The following is an 18098-nucleotide window of genomic DNA, read 5'->3' on the forward strand; positions in this document are numbered from 1 at the left end:
TCGTGGATCATGAGGCCTCGGGTTTACGCGGGCGAGCGGAAGCGCGGCCTACGGCGCAGCCACGGCGAGACTGACGATTTTCTCGCGCTGCAGCCTGCTCAGCAGCGCCGCGGCTTCGTCCTTGCTCATCGCTCTGTTGCCGAATTGCAGCCGAAACATACCGCCCTTGGCGCCGTCGGTGACGACGGCCTGATAGCTGTCGAGCAGTGCGGTGATATCGGCAATGCGCGCTTCCGGCGCGAACCGCACCAGCGCGTATGGCGCTGCCGCCGCACCGAGGTCGCGGGTGACGGGCGCATTGGTGCTGAGCGAGGCCGTCTGGAACGAGGAGGTCTGGTTCTTCACCAGCACCGCGCCGATCACGCCAGCCTGCAGAAGCAGCGCCAGCGCGCCCAGGCTCGCCGACCAGGCCAGCGTCCGCGGCGACAGGCCAGCGAAAAACTCGGCGACCCGCGCCGATAAATTCAGCGAGATCGACGGCGCGCGCGCCGGTTCTGCGTCGATCGCAGCGAACAGTTTCTGCATGGCGCGAGCGGAGGGCGCACCGAGGCTTTCGTTGAGCGAGATGGTTTCGGCGTACTCTTCCCGGATCACGGCATACTGCCTGGCAAGCTCAGGGTCGCGCGCCAGCGCTTCATCGACGCGGCGGGCATCGCGCGCGTTCAGGGTGCCGGCCGCATGCCAGGGCAGCAGCACTTCGATTTCGCTGGGTTCTTGATCCAGCACTTGTTTGCTCGCTGCCATCATGGCCAACCTCGTTCAATGCCGGCCGCCTTCAAGAGGTCGGCCAATTTCTTGCGCGCATAAAACAGGCGCGTCTTCACCGTGTTCTCGGGTATCCCGACGATTTCAGCGACCTCTTCCACCGATTTCTCGTGGTAGTAGACGAGATCGACGATCTCCCGATGCTCTGGCGAGAGTGCGGTGAGGCACTTGCGCAACGCTACACTGGTATCCTTCTTCTGCACCGCCACTTCGGGATCATCGGACGTATCCTCGATCGCGTTGGCGGCCTCGTCGTCCAATTCGCCGTCCTTCCTGCGCCGCAGCGCAGACAGGGCCTTGAATCGCGTAATTGCCAGGAGCCAGGTGGAAACGGCGGATCGGCCTTCGAACTTGTCGGCCTGCCGCCAAACATCGAGAAAAACCTCGCTGATGAGGTCTTCCGCAACCTGTTCGTCCCGAACCAGCCGAAGCCCGAAGCGGAACACCCTGACATGGTGCCTTCCGTACAGCACCTGCATGGCGAGCCGGTCGCCTTGAGCGATCCGAGCGATCAGGACATCGTCCGTAGCCGCCTGTGTCGCACTCAATGGCCGTCTCGCAAGGTTGGTCGGATTGGATCGGCGGGTGGTTCGATGGGAACGGCAAGATTCTTGAAATTATCGCAAGTCCGCGATTTCACGTGTGATCTACCCCACAGTCGGGGAGATAAGCGAAAAATTGGTATCATAATACGGAAACACTTTCTTCAAGCCCGTGGCCACCGCCGCCGAGATTATGTCGACCTTATCAAGGCTTTGTCGTCAAAGCAGCACTTGCTTGCCGTTTCCACACCACCCGTCTTTCCCGGCCCGGCCAGATCGTCTGCCGGTACCCGGTTCCCGCTAATTTCCCTTGCGAAACAAGGACAAGCCACCCCGCTGCGCCCCGATTTTGAACGAAGGATACCAAACCTAAAGGCTTTCCCACTTAGATTTTCGGAGCATTAGTTCCATCACCGGCGAGATTATGGCCACCGCTGCGTCCTCGTTCCTGAATCCGATTGCGGCCGAACTGGAAGGCGTGGGCCCCAAGCCGACGGCGAAGACGCTGGCGCGTCGCGCCAGGCAGCGTCGCCAAATTCTGGGGATGATCGGCGTCAGTTACCTCGTCGATGGCTTCGTCTTGCTGATCTACGCTTACGCCGGCACGATACCGGCCGCGATCAGCCCGGCATTCGCCGTCTGCGGCCTGGTCTTTACCGCCGGTTCGATCGCACTCTCGGAAATGGGGTTCAACGAGCGCTTCAAGGATCATTACCTCGTCGCGCCGCAGTCGATCATCAACATGATGATCATGCTGGCCTTCACCTGGATCGCGCCGGAAGTCGGCGTGATGTTCCTGTGCACCCTGTTCGTCGTGTTCAGTTTCAGCTCGCTGCGATCGACGCCGCAACAGACCGCGATGGTCTGGACCGCGATGGCGTTCGGCCTCGCCGCGCTGTTTCTTTTGACCGACAAGCCGATTGCCATGCCGCACGGCAGCTATGTCGAGCGCTTCGCAACGATGATGGTGTTCATCCTGACCATCGGGCGCTGCATGTTCATCGGGATTTTCTCCAGTGCCATGCAGGGGTCACTCTACAAGAGCGGCGTCGAGCTGAAGGAAGCCTACAAGCGCATCGAGGAACTCGCCGAACTCGACGATCTGACCGGCTCGTTCAACCGCCGCTGCATCATGGGCATGCTGGACGAAGAGATCGCCCGCGCCCATCGCAACCAGGCGCCGTGCTCCGTCGCCCTGATCGATCTCGACTGGTTCAAGCGCATCAACGACACCTACGGCCACCCTACCGGCGATGAAGTGCTCCGGACATTCGCCATTACCGTGTTCGCCAACGTCCGCCCCATCGACAAGTTCGGCCGCTATGGCGGCGAGGAATTCCTGCTGCTGCTTCCCGACACTTCGGGTGAAGGCGCCGCGCGCATCCTCGACCGGCTGCGCGCGATCATCGCCGATCTCGACTGGAGCGCGTTCTCGCCCGGCATGCAGGTAACGATTTCGGCCGGCATCGCGACGCTGAAGCCGAACGAGACGCCCGACATCATTCTCGCGCGTGCCGACAGCGCGCTTTACGCAGCCAAGGCACGGGGACGCAATCGCATCGCCAGCGCCTGATCCGACCAATTCCGTTTCCGGACGACGGAGAAACCGTCGACGGCCTAAATGTCCGAATGCTCCAGGATAGAGTCATGAGTTCGAAGCCCGCCGCCACCACCGAAAGTCTGCTCGACGAGTTGCAGACCACGCTCGCGCATGGAACCGTGGCGCGCCGGGTCGAGACCCTGCGCCGGGTCACCGACCTCTTCATCAACGGCGCGGTGGATTATTCCGACGAACAGGTCGGGCTGTTCGACGACGTTTTCCAGTGCCTGATGGTTCACATCGAGACTTCCGCCAGGGCGCTGCTCGCCAATCGTCTGGCTGCGATCGACACCGCACCGCCGGGCACGATCCGCGCGCTGGCGTTCGACGACCTGATCGAGGTCGCCGCTCCGGTGCTGTCGAGGTCGGAGCGCCTCGATGACGAGGCGCTGATCGAGACCGCGCGCAACAAGAGCCAGGCGCATTTGCTGGCGATTTCGCTGCGACGGGTGCTGAGCGGCGCGGTGACGGACGTATTGGTGCTGCGCGGCAATGACGAGGTGATCCAGAGCACCGTCAACAATCCCGGCGCGGAGTTTTCCGAACGCGGCTTCACCCGGCTGGTCCATCGCGCCGAGGGCGACGACAATCTCGCAACCTGCCTCGGCATGCGTCCGACGATACCACGGCACCTCTATCTGAAACTGATCGCCAAGGCTTCCGCCACGGTACGGGAGCGCCTCGAGGCCGCCCATCCGAAGCAGGCAGGGGATGTGCCGACCGCCGTGCGCGAAGCGACACGGCTGGCGCGCTCGGCGCCGGTGGCGATCAGCAAGGACACCGCGATCGCCCATGCGCTGGTCAAATCGCTCTACGAGGACGGCCGGCTCGACGAATTCCAGATCGCGACGTTCGCCGAGGCCGGCAAATTCGACGAGGCCAACGCGGCGCTCGCGGCGCTCGCCAACGTGCCGGTGTCGATCGCCGAGAACATGATGCTGGAAACCCGTGCCGAGGGCGTCATGATCCTGGCCAAGGTCGGCGCGTTGTCGTGGTCGACCGTGAAGGCGATCATCAACATGCGCGACAAACTGTCGGGCCTGGAGCCGACCGATCTGGCGGCCTGCAAGGCCACCTATGAACGGCTGCGGTCCTCGACCGCACAGCAGGTCCTGCGCTTCCACCGCATGCAGCAGGCCGCCGCCGCACCGGCGGCGTAAGCCTTCAACCTCATTAAAACCGCAACATCCTCGGCCCCGCCAGCGCGCCGATAGCGGCGACCAGCGCGGCGGCGATCGTGTACCAGGTCGCGACGAACAACGGCGAGTCGTCGGTGCAATGCGAGGCGTAGAGCGTTGCCGCCAAGCCCGCCGACAGCAGTCCGGCGATCGCGCCGGCGACCGCGGGCCGTGTCGGAGCGCCGTGACGCAAGCCGAGCAGCGCCGCCACCAATAGCGGCAGCGCCATCAGCGGGATCGATGTCAGGCAGTTCCACGCATTGCGCCCGATCAAACGCGTCATCATCGGCGCCCGCTGCGGCATCATCATCTCGCCGCCGATGCCCGCAACCAGAAGCCCGATCGGAATCAGCAGCAGCCATGCCCAGCCCCGCAGCGAGGCCTCCGGCCGCGACAGATGCAGGCTGATGGCGATGGCCGAGATCGCCAGCGCCAGCGTTACCGCAAATTTCAGGTCGAAAAACGGATTGCGCATCGCGGTCATGACGTCGGGCCTGACGCCGAGCTCGGCCACGAAAATTGCGATCGAAACCGGCGCCGCCAGCAATAGCGACAGCGCCAGCACGGACCCGACCGGCCGCGCGCGGTGGGCGTTGTCGGCGGCCAGGGTACGAATGAGCTGATCGGTCTCCATTCTCATTTTCCCCGTAGCCTGGCGGTGAGGCTGGCCAGTCCGCGATGCAGCGCCACGCGCACCGCGCCCTCGCTCATCGCGAATTTCTTCGCGGTATCCTGGATCGACGCGCTATCGACCGCGATCGACTGCAGCACGTCGCGTTGACGGGCCGGCAGCGACTGCAGCTGGGCCTCGACCTCGCCGGCCGGCACGGTCTCCGCGGCCGGCTCGCCCGGCAACGTCTCGGCGAAATCGTCGATGTTGACGAACACCCGTCGGCCGCGGCGGCGCAGCGCGTCGATCAGCTTGTTGCGGGCGATCGCAAACAGCCATGGCGCGAACGGGGCACTGGCGTCCCAGGTATGCCGCTTCAGATGCACCGCCAACAAAATGTCCTGCACGATGTCCTCGGATTGATCGGCCGGTTGCCCTGCCCGCGTCAGGCCGCGGCGCGCCGCGGCCCGGAGCACCGGCGTGACGGCCCTGAGCAGGCGATGATACGCCGCATCGTCGCCTGAAATGGCCGACCGCATCAGGCCGGTCCATTCGTCCTCACGTTCGCGCACGCGCGCTCCCACATTGCAATTCGGTCGATCTTTCAATTTGTTACGCCGACAGCCGTCAATCACGAGTTCGTGATCGAAGCTTCCGGCGGCCTTGAGACCGTCGCGCCCCGGCTTCGGGAATCGCGACCGCGAATTCCGCTCCGATTGGCTCATAACATCGATCGGTTCCGCTGACACCCACAGCGTCGGTTACGGCATGCGATGCGAATGCGTGCCCGGCGACCGCGTGCCCGGCAGGGCCGTCGCTGCCCTGCTTTCGCCCGGTCTCGCCCGAAGATTCCCTTTTTCTGCCGCGCTGCGGCCACGCGGTGGGGTCTCATTTCGCCTTGGGGGCGGGCAAATGGGGAGATTGCCAAATGATCATCAAAGCCAGCGGGCGCTCGGCATTGATTCTAGCGACAGGGCTCTTTGTGTGTTTGGCGGGGCCATCGCAGGCGGCACCAGGCGATGACACGGTGACCGCAACTGCAAAATCCGAAAGCGCCACGGGGGCGCCGATCAAGCTCAACAAATACTCCAAGCCGCGTCACTCCAAGAAAGTCGCGCAGCGAAAATCCAGCAAGGTGGCGCTGAAATCCTCGGCCACCAGGAAGGCGACTTTCGTCGCTGGTGACGCCGACAAGGCTTCGACCGCGATCCCGCCGTCGATCGCCAATGCCAACGCGCAACTGGCCTCCGCCGAGGCGCCCGCTGGCAGCGCCATGGCGATGTCGGCGAAAGCCAACACGATGCTGCTGGCCGCCGCGGACAAGCCGGTTGACGCCCAGCCGGCCGCTGAAGCCGAGGTCGTCGCCTCCGATCAGCTCAACGATCTCGACCGCGCACTGCAACAAGCCAAGCCCGACGCCAAGTCCGCAGCGTCAACCATGACGCTGGCGTCGGTCGAAACGCCTGCCAGCCCAGCCGCGCCTGTCATGGCCGCCAGCAAGGAAGATTCCGCCTGGGACCAGACCTCGCTGATCGGGAAGATCTTCATCGCCTTCGGTGCGCTGCTGACGATGGCCTCCGCCGCGCGCATGTTCATGGCGTAAGGAGTTTCGTGCCCCGGACGCTGCGCAGCGCGAAGCGTTGCGCAGCTGAGCCGGGGCCCATGATTTCCATGCTGCTGTCTGAGTCCCGGCTCTGCGGAGCAGCGCGAAGAGCGCTGCACCGCGTCCGGGACACGGCAATCCCCCACTTGAAGCCCACCCCGCCAGCGGGCACATTGCCGGCGCAATCAGGCGCCGGGGTGAATCATGAGCACGTTCGAACACATCATTGTCGAAGCCAAAGGCGCGGTCGGTATTATCACGCTGAACCGCCCGAAAATGCTCAATGCGCTGTCGTTCGGCGTATTCCGGGAGATCGCCGCGGCGGTCGACGATCTCGAGGCCGATGACGCGATCGGCTGCATCCTGCTGGCTGGCGGCGAAAAGGCCTTCGCGGCGGGCGCCGACATCAAGGAAATGCAGCCGAAAACCTTCATCGACATGTTTTCCAGCGATTTCACCGCGATCGGCGGCGACCGCGTCGCCCGATGCCGCAAGCCGACCATTGCCGCCGTCAGCGGCTATGCGCTGGGCGGCGGCTGTGAACTGGCCATGATGTGCGACATCATCATCGCCGCGGACACTGCCAAATTCGGCCAGCCGGAAATCACGCTCGGCACCATTCCCGGCATCGGCGGCACGCAGCGGCTGACCCGCGCGGTCGGCAAGTCCAAGGCCATGGACCTCTGCCTCACCGGCCGGATGATGGATGCCGCCGAAGCGGAGCGCTCGGGCCTGGTCAGCCGCGTCGTGCCCGCGGACAAGTTGATGGCGGAAGCGCTGGCGGCGGCGGAAAAAATCGCCGCGATGTCGCGTCCCGCGGCCGCCATGGCCAAGGAAGCCATCAACCGCGCCTTCGAGACGCCGCTGGCGGAAGGCATGAACGTCGAGCGCAACCTGTTCCACTCGACCTTCGCGCTGGAGGATCGCGCCGAAGGCATGGCGGCGTTCATCGAGAAGCGCAAGCCGGTGAACAAGAACAGGTAGCGGGGCGAACACAACTCCCTCGTCGTCCCCGCGAACGCGGGGACCCATAATCGCGGTCATTTGTTGTTGAAGAAGGCCGTCGACCAGCGTGGTCAACAATAACCGCCGCGGCGTATGGGTCCCCGCGTTCGCGGGGACGACGAGAGAGATTATTCCGCCCGGCTCCTCACCAGCGCCGCGCTGACCAGCGCGCGATAGGCGCGTTCCGACAACGTCTTGGGCCTATCGAGGCCGAGCCGCGCCAGGCATTCAACGTCGGCCGTATCAGGCGTGCGCGTAAATCCCTGCCACAACAGCCCGGGCAATTGCAGCGGCGAACGCTGCGCTTCCTGCAACGCCTGCAGCGCCGGAATCAGCCGCTGCTCGGTGTCGGTGAAGTCGCTGCCGAACGGAAACGATGGCAGCAGGCCCGCTTCGCGCGCCGGCCGCAAGGCGGCCTTGATGCGCTCCGGAAAGTTTTCGCGTTTGTCCGCCGGGATCTCAAAACTCTTCGGCAGCTTGCCGGCATCCTTGGCCTGCCGCGCCAGTTCGCTCTGAAAGCGCGAGTCCGCGACGCCGAGCATCGCCGCGATGACATCGGCGTCGGATTTGCCCCTGAGATCGGCGACACCGTATTCGGTGACGGTGACATCGCGCAGGTGGCGGGGAATCGTCAGGTGGCCATAGTTCCAGCGGACGTTCGAATGCGTCCTTGCCTTGCCCTGCCGGGTCGCTTCGACCGTGAGAATCGCGCGCGCGCCGGCCAGCGCAAACGCCTGGGCCACAAAATTATACTGGCCGCCGACGCCGCTGACCACCTGCCCGTCTTCGAGGCCGTCGGAAACGGCGGCTCCCATCAGGGTCGCCATCATCGCATTGTTGACAAAACGGGCGTCGACCCGGGCGCGCCGCTTGGCGGCCTCGTCACCATAGAGCTCGTTGGTAAAGGACACCGGCATCATCTGGATCCGGGCGAGCCGATCCGGCGTCATCTCCCGCAGCGCGCGATAGAACGATTTCGGCCCGAGGAAGAACGCGCCATGCAGCGCCACGCCATCGACCTCGCGCTTGAGAATGTCGGCCTCGATCAGGCCGATGAACGCCTCGGTCAGCATCTCGCTGACGCCGTAGAGACCCTTTTCGAACGTTGCAGTTTCCAGCGCCGAAGGCTCCGCGCCGGGCGATAGCCGCTGCATGATCTCGCGAAACCGCGCATTGTCGCGATGACGCACGATCAGCCCCTGCGCCAGCGCATCGCCGATCTGGCCGATTCCGATCTGCAGCGTGCCGCCATCGCGCATCAGGGTCGCGGCATGCAGCCCGATGGCGTATTTGGTGTCGCTGACCGGCTCGGCCGGTGGCGCGAACAACGGAAAATCGGTCTCGGGACTGTCGAGCAGCGCGTCGAACTCCGAGGCCGCAAGGTCTCCCGCCCCCGGCATGAACGGCAGTTCGGAATTGACCTGCCCGTACACCTTGAACGAGGCGCGACCCTCGGCGCGGGCGCGCAGCAGATCCAGCGACGTGTCGGTGTTGCAGCTCAGGCTGTAGCGGGTCTCGCCATCGACGACGCGCTTTGCCACCAGCTGCATGACGACGTTGAGCCCGCGCGCCAGCAGATAGGACGACGCATGGGTGTAATTGGCGGAAATATAATGCTGCTGCGCGAACGGCGCGTGCAGCCATTTTCCCGCCAGGAAGAAGAACTCGATCACGCTGATATTGGTCGGCAGCGCACCCGCATGCAGCGCGCCGGCATAGGCCAGATCGGGATAGCCGCCGAACAGCCGGTCGATGACGGGCGCGATGAAGCGGCGCTCCAGCAGGCTCCTGGGCCTCGGCTTTTCCAGCGTCAGCGCGGTGAAGAAGGTCAGATTGATGGTGCGGTCGGCGGCGGCGCGCGCGTAGAGCGCGTTGGCGATGTGATTGGCCTTGCCGAGGCCGAGCGGCAACCCGACCACGAGGTTGGTGCCGACATCGCGGATGATGTCCTCCGCGATGTCATCGGGGTCGGTGAATTTCTTCGGCATCGGGTTTCCGTCGGGAACAATACCAGCCGGCATCGCCGGCCGGCTCACAGATTCGAGCTGTCTGAACCTAGTATATTTCCATCAGTCCTTCCTGGCTGCGGGACGCGAACCGCCCCGCAAAATCTCCTCCATGGCCCTGACATTCGCCGAACCCGCACCCTTGCGCCAGATCAGGACGGTCTGCGCGCCATTTTCGGTTCGCGCCAGCGAATGCACGCTCAACCGCTTGCGCTCCGGAAACGTGGTCAGCACGCTTTTCGGGATCAGCGATATCCCCATGCCGGCCACGACGCATCCCAGGATCGCATGATAGGACGCGAGTTCGATGGTGCGCTCCGGCATCTGCTGACGCCTTGCATACCAGTCCTCGAGCCGTTTGCGGTGCGGGCAGCCGGGCTCGAACACCAGCACGGTGTGCGGCAGACTGCCCTTCCTGCCGATCGGCGGATGATTGGCGGGAGCGACGATCACCAGCTCTTCGTCAAAGGCGAACGTCTTCTCGAACGGCGCATCCGCAATCGGCTCGGCAACCAGGGCGGCGTCGAGATCGCCGGCCAGGATCGCGCTTCCCAGCACCACCGGGTTGCCGGTGCGCAGTTCCAGTACGACCCCGGGATGCCTGCGGTGATACTCGCTCAGCAGCCCCGGCAGCCTGACCGCCGCCGTGCTCTCCATCGCACCGAGCCGGAAGGTGCCGCGTGGCCTTGCGTCCAGCACGGCGCCGCGCGCTTCGTCGGCCAGCGCCAGCAGTCGCTCGGCATAGCCGAGCAACACCTGGCCGGCCGGCGCAAGGTGAAGCCGCTTGCCCTCGCGAATGAACAGCGCGACGGACAAATCCTCCTCGAGCTGCCGGATCCTCGTCGTGACGTTGGACTGCACGCGATGCAGCCGCTCGGCCGCGCGCGTCACGCTGCCTTCGCGCACCACGGCGCTGAAAATCTGGAGATCCGACAGGTCCATACATCTCTCCGTGAGATCAATTGTATCACAATTATTCATTTTATGGGATTGAGCATCCCGCGTAAAGACCACGGAGACGCGATGATTGACCATCGCGGTCAACACCAAGCCACAAGAGGAGAACGATATGTCGAGGGCTTATTGGATCGTGCGGGTCTCGGTTCACGATGAGCAGCGATATCCCGAATACCTTGCCGCGGCCGGTCCTGCCTTTCAGAATTTCGGAGCCAAATTCGTGGTGCGCGGCGGCGCATTCGAAACCATGGAAGGCCACGCCCGCGACCGAAATGTCGTGGTCGAGTTCAAGGACCGTGCGACCGCGCTGGCCTGCTATCACAGCCCCGAATACCAGAGCGCGAAGGCGATCCGGCAGCAATATGCGGACGCCGATTTCATCATCATTGACGGCGCCGCCTGAGGGCCGCGTGGCCGACGGCAAGCCTCCATCCTTCAGGGAGATCGATATGCTGACGCTGTATTACGCTGCGCACACCTGTTCACTGGCGTCCCATATCGCGCTGGAGGATGCCGGCGCCGACTACACGACCGTGCGGATCAGCTTCGCCAATGACGAGCAGCGCCAGCCGGAATATCTGGCCATCAATCCGAAAGGCCGGGTTCCGGCGCTGGTGACCGGTCGGGGCATCCTGACCGAGACGCCCGCGATGCTGGCCTTCATCGCGCAGAGCTTTCCGCTGGCAAGGCTGGCCCCGCTGGACGATCCCTTCCTGTTCGCGCAGGTCCAGGCCTTCAACCTCTATCTGTGCTCGACGCTGCATGTGGCCCACTCCCACCGCATGCGCGGTTATCGCTGGGCCGACGATCCCGAGGCCATCGAGGCGATGCAGCGCAAGGTACCGCAGTCCGTGGCGGCCTGTTACGAGCTGATCGAGCATCAAATGCTCGGGGCGCCCTGGGTGATGGGCGAAACCTACACGATCTGCGATCCCTACCTGTTCACCATGGCGCAGTGGCTGGAGGGGGACGGCGTGGACCCCTCGCGGTTTCCCAAAGTGAGGGATCACCGGCGCCGGATGTCCGAACGGCCGCAAGTTCAAAGGGCTGTTGCCGAGGAACTTGCCTGATATCTGTGACGAACCGGCAACAGCAAAGCACTGAATCAAGTTTCGGTGCGCGACTGTTTGCCAGTAGCGGCAACGGCCTCTAAACAGTAAACACCAAGGCGTCGGCGGGGGCGGACGACCGGAAGTGTTTGCGGGATCATATGGTTGGGCGTGCCGCTAAAGTAGGCCACGTAACAAGGCGCGTGCTTCGATCGGGCATTTGTCTTGGCGTGGTGGTTTGCGTCGGATTTGCGGCTTCCGCAGCCCGCAGCGAAAACCTGCCAGAGGCCCTGGCCAAGGCCTACCAGACCAATCCGCAGCTCAATGCCGAACGGGCGCGACAACGCGCCACGGACGAGAACGTCCCCCAGGCGCTGGCCGGCTACCGGCCGCAGATCGTCGCCAGTCTCAGCGCCGGGCTGCAGGCGGTACGCGACCTGCTGCCGGGCAACACGTTCCAGTCGGCGAACCTGAAGCCATGGACCGTCGGGGTGACGGTGACGCAAACCCTGTTCAACGGTTTCAAGACCGCCAACAGCGTCCGCGTCGCGGAACTGCAAGTGCAGGCCGGGCGCGAAGCCCTGCGCAATGTCGGCCAGGGCGTGCTGCTCGACGCCGTCACCGCCTATACCAACGTGCTGGCCAATCAGTCGCTGGTCGAGGCGCAGCGCGTCAACGTCGCGTTCCTGCAGGAAACGCAGGGTATCGTCCAGAAGCGTCTCAATGCCGGCGACGTGACGCCGACCGATACCGCGCAGGCCGAGGCGCGGCTCAGCCGCGGGCGCGCGGATCTCAATGCCGCCGAGGTCAATCTGGCGATCAGCCAGGCGACCTATACCCAGGTGATCGGCAATCCACCGTCGCAGCTGCGGCCTGCCGAAACCGTGGACCGCTATTTGCCGCGCAGCCGCGACGACGCGACCGGCCTCGCCTTCAGGCAGCATCCGGCGGTGCTGGCAGCGGCCTTCGACGTCGACGTCGCCTCCACCACCATTCGCGTCGCCGAGAGCAGCCTGCTGCCGACTGTCACCTTGCAAGGCAGCGTCAGCCGCAGCCGGGACGGCGATCCCACGCTGGGCACATTCGGGACCGATCAGGCCTCCGTGGTCGGCCAGCTCAATGCGCCGATCTATGACGGCGGCACCGGCGCCTCGCAGACCCGGCAGTCCAAGGAACTGGCGGCGCAAAGCCGGCTGGTGCTCGACCATATCCGCAACCAGGCGCGCACCGCGGCGGTCGGCGCGTGGGTTTCCCATGAGGGCGCCAAGGTCGCGGTGGCCGCTTCCGAAGCCGAAGTACGCGCCGCAACGGTCGCGCTGCAGGGCGTCGGCAGAGAAGCGCAAGGCGGCCAGCGCACCACGCTCGATGTGCTCAACTCGCAGCAGGACCTCACTCTGGCGAAGGCGCGGCTGATCGGCGCCCAGCGCGAGCGGGTCATCGCCTCCTACACGCTGCTCAGCGCCATCGGCAAGCTCGACGTCAAGACGCTGGGGCTCAACACGCCGGATTATCTGCCGGAAGTGCACTACCATCAGGTGCGCGACGCCTGGCACGGCCTGCGTACGCCGTCGGGGCAGTGAAACGTCAGGCCGGCGCCATGAAAAGCTGCCGCATTCACATCACGGGAGCGTCAGGTGCGGGCGTCAGCAGCCTCGGCCGTGCATTGGCCGATGCCCTTTCTATCCCTCATCACGACACCGACGACTATTTCTGGCAACCAACGTCGCCGCCCTACCAAAACATGCGCGAGCCTGCCGACCGACTCCGCCTGATGCACGAGATGTTTCTGCCACGCACGGATTGGGTGGTGAGCGGATCGCTAACGGGCTGGGGCGACGCAATCATTCCCGCCTTCGATCTGGTGGTCTTCCTGACCACCCCCAGGGAGATCCGGCTGCGGCGCCTGCAAGCCCGTGAGGCCACCCGATACGGGGCGGAGGCGGTCGCGCCCGGCGGCTGGCGCCACAAGGAAACCGGGGAATTCCTCGAATGGGCGTCACAATACGACGACGGCGATTTCGCCAGTCGCAGCCTCGCCAAGCATCAGGCGTGGCTTGCGGCATTGCCCTGCCCTGTTCTGCCTCTCGACGGATCGAGGCCATTGTCCGAACTGGTCGCGGAAGTCAGCCGTGCGATGGCTCCGGCACGTTAACCGGGTACTGATCATGTCAGGTATTTTTCATCACGGGGTTGGTGGCGGTCGCTAGACTCACGCAACGGATCTGGATTCCATCGATTCGTAGTTCCGCACCATCTTGCGAGGCCTCGTGATCGTCAAAATCCTGCGCTGGTCGATAACGACCTTGCTCGTTCTCCTGCTGCTGGGTGTTGCAGCCATGGCCACCTTCTGGGTGGCGGCTTCGACGCGCGAAACCGGCCTGCGCGACGAACTGGCGCCATCGACCGGCCGTCTGGTGCCGACCGGCTCCGGCCGGGTTTTCGTGCAGGAGAAAGGCCCCGCCGACGGCGTTCCCGTCGTGCTGTTTCACGGCACCGCGGCGTGGAGCGAATTGTGGCGGCGTACCATCGATGCGCTTGCCGCAGCCGGCTTCCGCGTCATCGCGCTCGATCTGCCGCCATTCGGCTTTTCCGACCGGCCCGGAAGTTATACCCGGCGCGACCAGGCCGCGCGCGTCAACGATGTGCTCGATCAGCTCAAGGCTGGCCCAGCCATCATCGTCGGCCATTCGTTCGGCGCGGGTGCCGCGACCGAACTTGTGATGCGATACCCTGACCGGGCCCGTGCGCTGGTGCTGGTCGATGCGGCGCTCGGCCTGACGTCGCCGCCGTCGGAACCGCCGCTGCTGGTCCGGCCGCAGGGGATCCGCGAAATCCTGGTATCGCTGACGATCACCAATCCGCTGGCGACCAAGGTTCTGCTGCAATCGCTGATCGAGAAGAAGGAGCGTGCGCTGCCGGAATATATCGAGATCCTGCAGCGGCCGACCAGCCTGCGCAACAGCACCCCTGATATCGCCGGCTGGCTGTATTACTTCGCCGGCGACGACCGCACCGCCGACAGTGCCGACCGCAGCGCCTATCCGCGCCTCAAATTCCCGGTGGCGATCCTGTGGGGCGACAAGGATTCAATCACCCCTCTGGAGCAGGCCCACGACCTGCAGAAGCTGCTGCCGCGGGCGGCGTTGACCGTGCTGCCCGGTCTTGGTCACATTCCGCAAATCGAGGACCCCGAGGCCTTCAACTCCGCTTTGCTCACGGCGCTCGGGAAGCTGTAAACTCGCAAGCACAGATTCGGGCTGGCAGGAGACAACAATGGATATCATCAGGTGTTGCGCCTGGGGCTACGCGGCGCTGCTCGGCTTCGTGATCTTGACCGGATACATCCCCGCCTTCATCGATGCCAACGACATGATCTTCGGCCTGTTCCGGCGCACCTGGTATGCCGATGGGCTGCATCTGGTCTCGGCGCTGTGGGCGGCGACGGCGGCATTGACCTCGCGCCGCGCCTCGGAACTGTTCTTCCAGCTGTTCGGCGCCTTCTATTTCGCCGATGGCGTGCTCGGCCTGTTGACCGGCAGCGGCTATCTCGACTTCGGCATCCTGATCAATGGCATCCAGAACTTGCCGCTGAGCACCCGGTTTTTTGCCAATGCACCGCATCTCGGTCTCGGCGGTGTGGCGATCCTGATCGGTTATCTACTGGCGCCGCGAACGCGGGCCGCCGTTCATGCTTAGGTGGCTGCGGCGCATACTCGTCACCGTCGTGATCCTGATCGCGCTGGCCGTGCTTGTGCCGATGGCCTACATCGAGGGCAGTTGCTCGCCCTCCACTGCCGCCGCGACGTCCTCTGCGTCGGGACCGGCATTGCCCGCGATCGACGAACAGGGGTATCGGCGCAAACAGGCCAACACCTTCTTCACCTTTCCGGAATGGTACATCGTCTATTCGTTCGAGGATTTCGGCCGCTTCCTCGATTCCTCCAGCGAAAGCCAGTTCGGCTACCTCCAGCACATCTTCGGATTTTGGCGCAGCTTCTGTACCATCAACCGCGCCGTGCCCGACAGCGGCGAATCCCGCGCCGAGGTCAAGACCATGATCTATGTGATCGGCGTCAGCTATTCCGTCGAATACGCCATCAAGGGATTTTACGAGAACACCATCGGCCGCATCACCGAGTGGATCAGAGGCCCCACGCGCACACCGCAGGACGATTATGCCCGCAAGGTGGCGCAGGACTACGCCGCGTTTCTCTACACCATCCCCTGGTACAAATTTCCGTTTGGCGAGAAGCTGGATGGCCTGATGGCGATTTCGACGCCGACGACGAGTTCGATCCGCAGCCGGGAGCGCGACTTCGCGCTCGGCGCGGAATATTTCGTCAAGATCGGCTACAGCAGGCTGATCCAGAAAGCGCTCGACGCCTCCAGTGACAGCGAGCCGCGCGATATCATGCTGGTGGTGGCGACGCTGCCGCCGGAGGTGCTGGCTAAGGAGCCGCGCATCAAACCGGTCCGCACGCTCACCCCACAATGGCAGCTGGTGCAGACGCCGCGCTACCAGGATTTCACCGAAATCATCAAGGGCCTGCTGGACCAGGGCATTCCACTTGCCGAGATCGCCGGCAATCACGAAATCCTCATCACCGTGATCGCGCCCAAAGCGGCGGCCCTGGATGCGAAGGCCACCGCGGAGCTGTTTTCGCTCGATCTCGATGCCAAGCCTGGCTTTCGCAGAGCGGGTCTTAAGGCTAGGATCAATCAGCTGGTCGATATCGCCAGGGACCTTAAGGCCAAAGGCGCTGATATTGAGCATTTCTACGACTATTGAAGGCAGGCCACCTACGGCCTGGCTGCGGCCGTTGGGCAGGATCGCCGGGGCGATCACGCTGGTCGCTTCCGGCTGGTTCGCGATCGTCGTGGCTCTCACCTTCGTATCACCGCCGGGCAAGTCGATGGCCATCATCGGACCCCCGTCGCTGGCGCTGGCCGCGGCCGTCAAGGCGAACGGTCACATCCTCGCATCGAATGACTATGTGACGCTCGCGCGCTCCGACGATGCCGGCTTCGTCGCGCGCCTCTATGCGGCCGGCGCATTGTTGGTGCTCGATGCCGAGCAGGCCGGCGGCTGCAGCGGATTGCCGCCGAAGCGGACCGCGAGCCTCTGATCGCGCGTCGCGGCTACGACGAATATTTCTGATAGAAGGTGTTGGTGAAAACCTCACCGGGATCGTATTTGCGCTTCGCCGCGAAGAAGTCATTGATTTGCGGATACGACCGCTGCAGCTGGTCGCGCGAGTAATACAGCTGGTAGGGCAGGAAGAACCGGCCCTTGTGGGCGACCGTGAGATCGATCAGTTCCTCGGTCGCCTTCTTCATCCGCCGGTTGCCCTCGTCGTCGGTGCTCTGGTTGATATACAGCACCAGCGAAAACGCCGGCTCAGGCGCATAGGTCAGAAAGTTCCTTTCCTGATGCACGATGCGCACCGACGCGTTCAGCAAATTGGTCTTGTTGTCGGTCAGTACCTTGCGCATGCCGTCGACAAAGCTGACGAACTGGCTGCGCGGAATGAAATATTCGTGCAGGATGTCGGTATCGTTGGGTAGCGCGTTACGTAGATAAGGCACCGAATCGTGCATCGGATCGTTGCGGCTGACCAAGCAAGCCTCCGCCGATCCGATCGCCTGCGCGCGCGAAACCGTGCAGGTTTCCATCCGGTGCTCGATGTGCTTTTCGGAGAACCATTTTAATTCCTGGAACAGCGGCCCCTGCTTTGACAGGTTGACGGTCAGCCGCCGCACCTTCACGCCGCTGACCTCGCCGAGCGGCTGGCGCTTGAAATCGGTACCGTCCACCCTGGTATAGGTATAGAGCAGCATTTCCTTCAGAAACGTGCTTGGCGCGGTCGAAAGATGCCCGTACATCAGGCCGACATTGGCGTCCTTTTCGATCTCGTTGGCGAACAGCGCCGGAAATTCCTTGTAGTCGAGCATCCGCCGGCCGGTCTGGTAGACCAGATTGTCGGCGATATCGAGTTCGGCCTCGACGATGACGCCGAACAGGCCGTAGCCGCCGACCACGAGGTCGAACAATTCCCTGTTCTCGGTCGGCGATACCGTTTTGAGCGAGCCGTCGGCGAGCATCACCCGCATCGATTTGATCGACTTGGCGAGCGCACCGGCCTGATGGTCCATGCCGTGGGCATTGACCGAGATCGATCCGCCGACGCTGAAGATGTCGGTGGACTGCATGGCGCGAACCGCGAAGCGCGGATGCAGCACGTTCTGGATATCGTGCCAGGTCGCTCCCGGCTGCACCGTGACCGATCGCGTGTTCTCGTTGAGCTCGATCCGATTAAAGCCCCGCATGTCCAGCACGACGCCGCCCTTGCGAAAGGCCTGCCCGCCCATGCTGTGGCGCACGCCGGCCGTCGTGAGCGACAGCTTGTTGTCGCGCGCAAACGCCAGCGTTTTGGCAATGTCTTCGACGCTGTGCACCTCGACCACGCCGTAGATTTCGGTCTTGTTGAGACAGCTTGCGTCATTGATGCTGCCGCCGAGCTGCGACCATTTTACGCCCGGTAGCGGCGCAATCGCCTTGATTCGCTCCAGATCGATCTTGCCTTGCTCGCCGCCGTCTGCGGCGGGCCGGCAATCCTTTTCGCCGACGGGGTCGGCCGCCAGCGCCTGCAGCTTGCGAAAGCCGTACACGCCGAACAGCACCACCAGCACCGCGATCGCCGACGCGCCGGTTTTGAATTTCCTGGATAATTTTTGCATTAAGTTGATTCCGGATCGAGCGCGATCATCTAGAGGCAGGCTCTA

Annotated in this window: 19 protein-coding genes; 12 read left to right on the plus strand and 7 right to left on the minus strand. The window is 63.9% G+C overall.

Going from position 1 to position 18098, the window contains the following annotated elements:
- Nucleotides 1–48 precede the first annotated feature (48 nt).
- Together Q7T45_RS26485 and Q7T45_RS26490 are read right to left on the minus strand one after the other, a co-directional pair.
- Nucleotides 49–747 (minus strand): hypothetical protein, encoded by a 699-nt coding sequence (locus Q7T45_RS26485; protein WP_304874910.1) that lies wholly within the window; start codon nt 745–747, stop codon nt 49–51.
- A complete protein-coding gene (locus Q7T45_RS26490) occupies nt 744–1313 on the minus strand; it encodes a sigma-70 family RNA polymerase sigma factor (protein WP_304874912.1) in 570 nt (189 codons plus the stop codon). The genes Q7T45_RS26485 and Q7T45_RS26490 overlap by 4 nt, the downstream gene beginning before the upstream one ends.
- A 418-nt stretch (nt 1314–1731) precedes the next feature.
- On the opposite strand from Q7T45_RS26490, the gene Q7T45_RS26495 reads away from it, so the two are divergent.
- Entirely contained in the window at nt 1732–2880 is a 1149-nt protein-coding gene (locus tag Q7T45_RS26495; protein WP_304874914.1) for a GGDEF domain-containing protein, read from the plus strand.
- A 74-nt stretch (nt 2881–2954) separates the two neighbouring features.
- Nucleotides 2955–4067, plus strand: a complete 1113-nt coding sequence (locus Q7T45_RS26500) for a DUF2336 domain-containing protein (RefSeq protein ID WP_304874916.1) — start codon at nt 2955–2957, stop codon at nt 4065–4067.
- Between the two features lie 13 nt (nt 4068–4080).
- Here the strand turns inward: Q7T45_RS26500 and Q7T45_RS26505 are convergent, their stop codons facing one another.
- Both Q7T45_RS26505 and Q7T45_RS26510 read right to left on the minus strand, forming a co-directional pair.
- Nucleotides 4081–4719: a DUF1109 domain-containing protein gene (locus Q7T45_RS26505; RefSeq protein WP_304874917.1), complete on the minus strand. Its 639-nt coding sequence runs from the start codon at nt 4717–4719 to the stop codon at nt 4081–4083.
- 2 nt (nt 4720–4721) lie between these two features.
- Complete coding sequence (locus tag Q7T45_RS26510) at nt 4722–5267, minus strand: sigma-70 family RNA polymerase sigma factor (RefSeq protein WP_304874920.1); 546 nt, start codon at nt 5265–5267, stop codon at nt 4722–4724.
- A 455-nt stretch (nt 5268–5722) separates the two neighbouring features.
- Here Q7T45_RS26510 and Q7T45_RS26515 point away from each other — a divergent pair, with 455 nt between their 5' ends.
- Together Q7T45_RS26515 and Q7T45_RS26520 are read left to right on the plus strand one after the other, a co-directional pair.
- Complete coding sequence (locus tag Q7T45_RS26515) at nt 5723–6298, plus strand: hypothetical protein (protein WP_370691368.1); 576 nt, start codon at nt 5723–5725, stop codon at nt 6296–6298.
- 204 nt (nt 6299–6502) lie between these two features.
- Nucleotides 6503–7282 carry an enoyl-CoA hydratase gene (locus tag Q7T45_RS26520; RefSeq protein ID WP_304874922.1) on the plus strand — a complete coding sequence of 260 codons (780 nt, stop codon included), beginning with the start codon at nt 6503–6505 and terminating at the stop codon, nt 7280–7282.
- 149 nt (nt 7283–7431) lie between these two features.
- On the opposite strand, the gene Q7T45_RS26525 is transcribed toward Q7T45_RS26520, so the two are convergent.
- Nucleotides 7432–9291 (minus strand): acetyl-CoA hydrolase/transferase C-terminal domain-containing protein, encoded by a 1860-nt coding sequence (locus Q7T45_RS26525; protein ID WP_304874924.1) that lies wholly within the window; start codon nt 9289–9291, stop codon nt 7432–7434.
- 81 nt (nt 9292–9372) lie between these two features.
- The gene (locus Q7T45_RS26530) at nt 9373–10251 is read right to left on the minus strand and encodes a LysR substrate-binding domain-containing protein (RefSeq protein ID WP_304874925.1); all 879 of its coding nucleotides are present in this window, start codon (nt 10249–10251) and stop codon (nt 9373–9375) included.
- A 127-nt stretch (nt 10252–10378) separates the two neighbouring features.
- On the opposite strand from Q7T45_RS26530, the gene Q7T45_RS26535 reads away from it, so the two are divergent.
- From Q7T45_RS26535 to Q7T45_RS26570, 8 genes are all read left to right on the plus strand, one after another.
- On the plus strand, nt 10379–10669 hold the full coding sequence (locus tag Q7T45_RS26535; RefSeq protein ID WP_304874926.1) for a DUF1330 domain-containing protein: 291 nt from the start codon (nt 10379–10381) through the stop codon (nt 10667–10669).
- 46 nt (nt 10670–10715) lie between these two features.
- Nucleotides 10716–11336: a glutathione S-transferase family protein gene (locus tag Q7T45_RS26540; RefSeq protein WP_304874957.1), complete on the plus strand. Its 621-nt coding sequence runs from the start codon at nt 10716–10718 to the stop codon at nt 11334–11336.
- Between the two features lie 140 nt (nt 11337–11476).
- Nucleotides 11477–12895, plus strand: coding sequence for a TolC family outer membrane protein (locus tag Q7T45_RS26545; protein ID WP_304874927.1), 1419 nt, complete (start codon nt 11477–11479; stop codon nt 12893–12895).
- Nucleotides 12896–12912: 17 nt separating this feature from the next.
- The gene (locus tag Q7T45_RS26550; RefSeq protein ID WP_304874958.1) at nt 12913–13467 is read left to right on the plus strand and encodes a hypothetical protein; all 555 of its coding nucleotides are present in this window, start codon (nt 12913–12915) and stop codon (nt 13465–13467) included.
- A gap of 115 nt (nt 13468–13582) precedes the next feature.
- Nucleotides 13583–14551 (plus strand): alpha/beta fold hydrolase, encoded by a 969-nt coding sequence (locus Q7T45_RS26555; RefSeq protein WP_304874929.1) that lies wholly within the window; start codon nt 13583–13585, stop codon nt 14549–14551.
- Nucleotides 14552–14588: 37 nt separating this feature from the next.
- A complete protein-coding gene (locus Q7T45_RS26560; protein ID WP_304874930.1) occupies nt 14589–15011 on the plus strand; it encodes a hypothetical protein in 423 nt (140 codons plus the stop codon).
- Nucleotides 15004–16104, plus strand: coding sequence for a hypothetical protein (locus Q7T45_RS26565; RefSeq protein WP_304874932.1), 1101 nt, complete (start codon nt 15004–15006; stop codon nt 16102–16104). The genes Q7T45_RS26560 and Q7T45_RS26565 overlap by 8 nt, the downstream gene beginning before the upstream one ends.
- Before the next feature lie 31 nt (nt 16105–16135).
- Nucleotides 16136–16441 carry a hypothetical protein gene (locus tag Q7T45_RS26570; protein WP_304874933.1) on the plus strand — a complete coding sequence of 102 codons (306 nt, stop codon included), beginning with the start codon at nt 16136–16138 and terminating at the stop codon, nt 16439–16441.
- Nucleotides 16442–16454: 13 nt separating this feature from the next.
- Here the strand turns inward: Q7T45_RS26570 and Q7T45_RS26575 are convergent, their stop codons facing one another.
- Nucleotides 16455–18053 carry an FAD-binding protein gene (locus tag Q7T45_RS26575; protein WP_304874935.1) on the minus strand — a complete coding sequence of 533 codons (1599 nt, stop codon included), beginning with the start codon at nt 18051–18053 and terminating at the stop codon, nt 16455–16457.
- Nucleotides 18054–18098: the final 45 nt, after the last annotated feature.

The organism is Bradyrhizobium sp. (genome assembly GCF_030646015.1).
GTDB lineage: Bacteria > Pseudomonadota > Alphaproteobacteria > Rhizobiales > Xanthobacteraceae > Bradyrhizobium.

Coding starts and splice junctions, on each gene's coding strand:
- Q7T45_RS26500 (WP_304874916.1), top strand. CDS start 2,955: ATGAGTTCGAAGCCCGCCGCCACCACCGAAAGTCTGCTCGACGAGTTG.
- Q7T45_RS26485 (WP_304874910.1), bottom strand. CDS start 747: ATGATGGCAGCGAGCAAACAAGTGCTGGATCAAGAACCCAGCGAAATC.
- Q7T45_RS26550 (WP_304874958.1), top strand. CDS start 12,913: ATGAAAAGCTGCCGCATTCACATCACGGGAGCGTCAGGTGCGGGCGTC.
- Q7T45_RS26535 (WP_304874926.1), top strand. CDS start 10,379: ATGTCGAGGGCTTATTGGATCGTGCGGGTCTCGGTTCACGATGAGCAG.
- Q7T45_RS26505 (WP_304874917.1), bottom strand. CDS start 4,719: ATGGAGACCGATCAGCTCATTCGTACCCTGGCCGCCGACAACGCCCAC.
- Q7T45_RS26495 (WP_304874914.1), top strand. CDS start 1,732: ATGGCCACCGCTGCGTCCTCGTTCCTGAATCCGATTGCGGCCGAACTG.
- Q7T45_RS26520 (WP_304874922.1), top strand. CDS start 6,503: ATGAGCACGTTCGAACACATCATTGTCGAAGCCAAAGGCGCGGTCGGT.
- Q7T45_RS26575 (WP_304874935.1), bottom strand. CDS start 18,053: ATGCAAAAATTATCCAGGAAATTCAAAACCGGCGCGTCGGCGATCGCG.
- Q7T45_RS26525 (WP_304874924.1), bottom strand. CDS start 9,291: ATGCCGAAGAAATTCACCGACCCCGATGACATCGCGGAGGACATCATC.
- Q7T45_RS26545 (WP_304874927.1), top strand. CDS start 11,477: ATGGTTGGGCGTGCCGCTAAAGTAGGCCACGTAACAAGGCGCGTGCTT.
- Q7T45_RS26560 (WP_304874930.1), top strand. CDS start 14,589: ATGGATATCATCAGGTGTTGCGCCTGGGGCTACGCGGCGCTGCTCGGC.
- Q7T45_RS26565 (WP_304874932.1), top strand. CDS start 15,004: ATGCTTAGGTGGCTGCGGCGCATACTCGTCACCGTCGTGATCCTGATC.
- Q7T45_RS26530 (WP_304874925.1), bottom strand. CDS start 10,251: ATGGACCTGTCGGATCTCCAGATTTTCAGCGCCGTGGTGCGCGAAGGC.
- Q7T45_RS26540 (WP_304874957.1), top strand. CDS start 10,716: ATGCTGACGCTGTATTACGCTGCGCACACCTGTTCACTGGCGTCCCAT.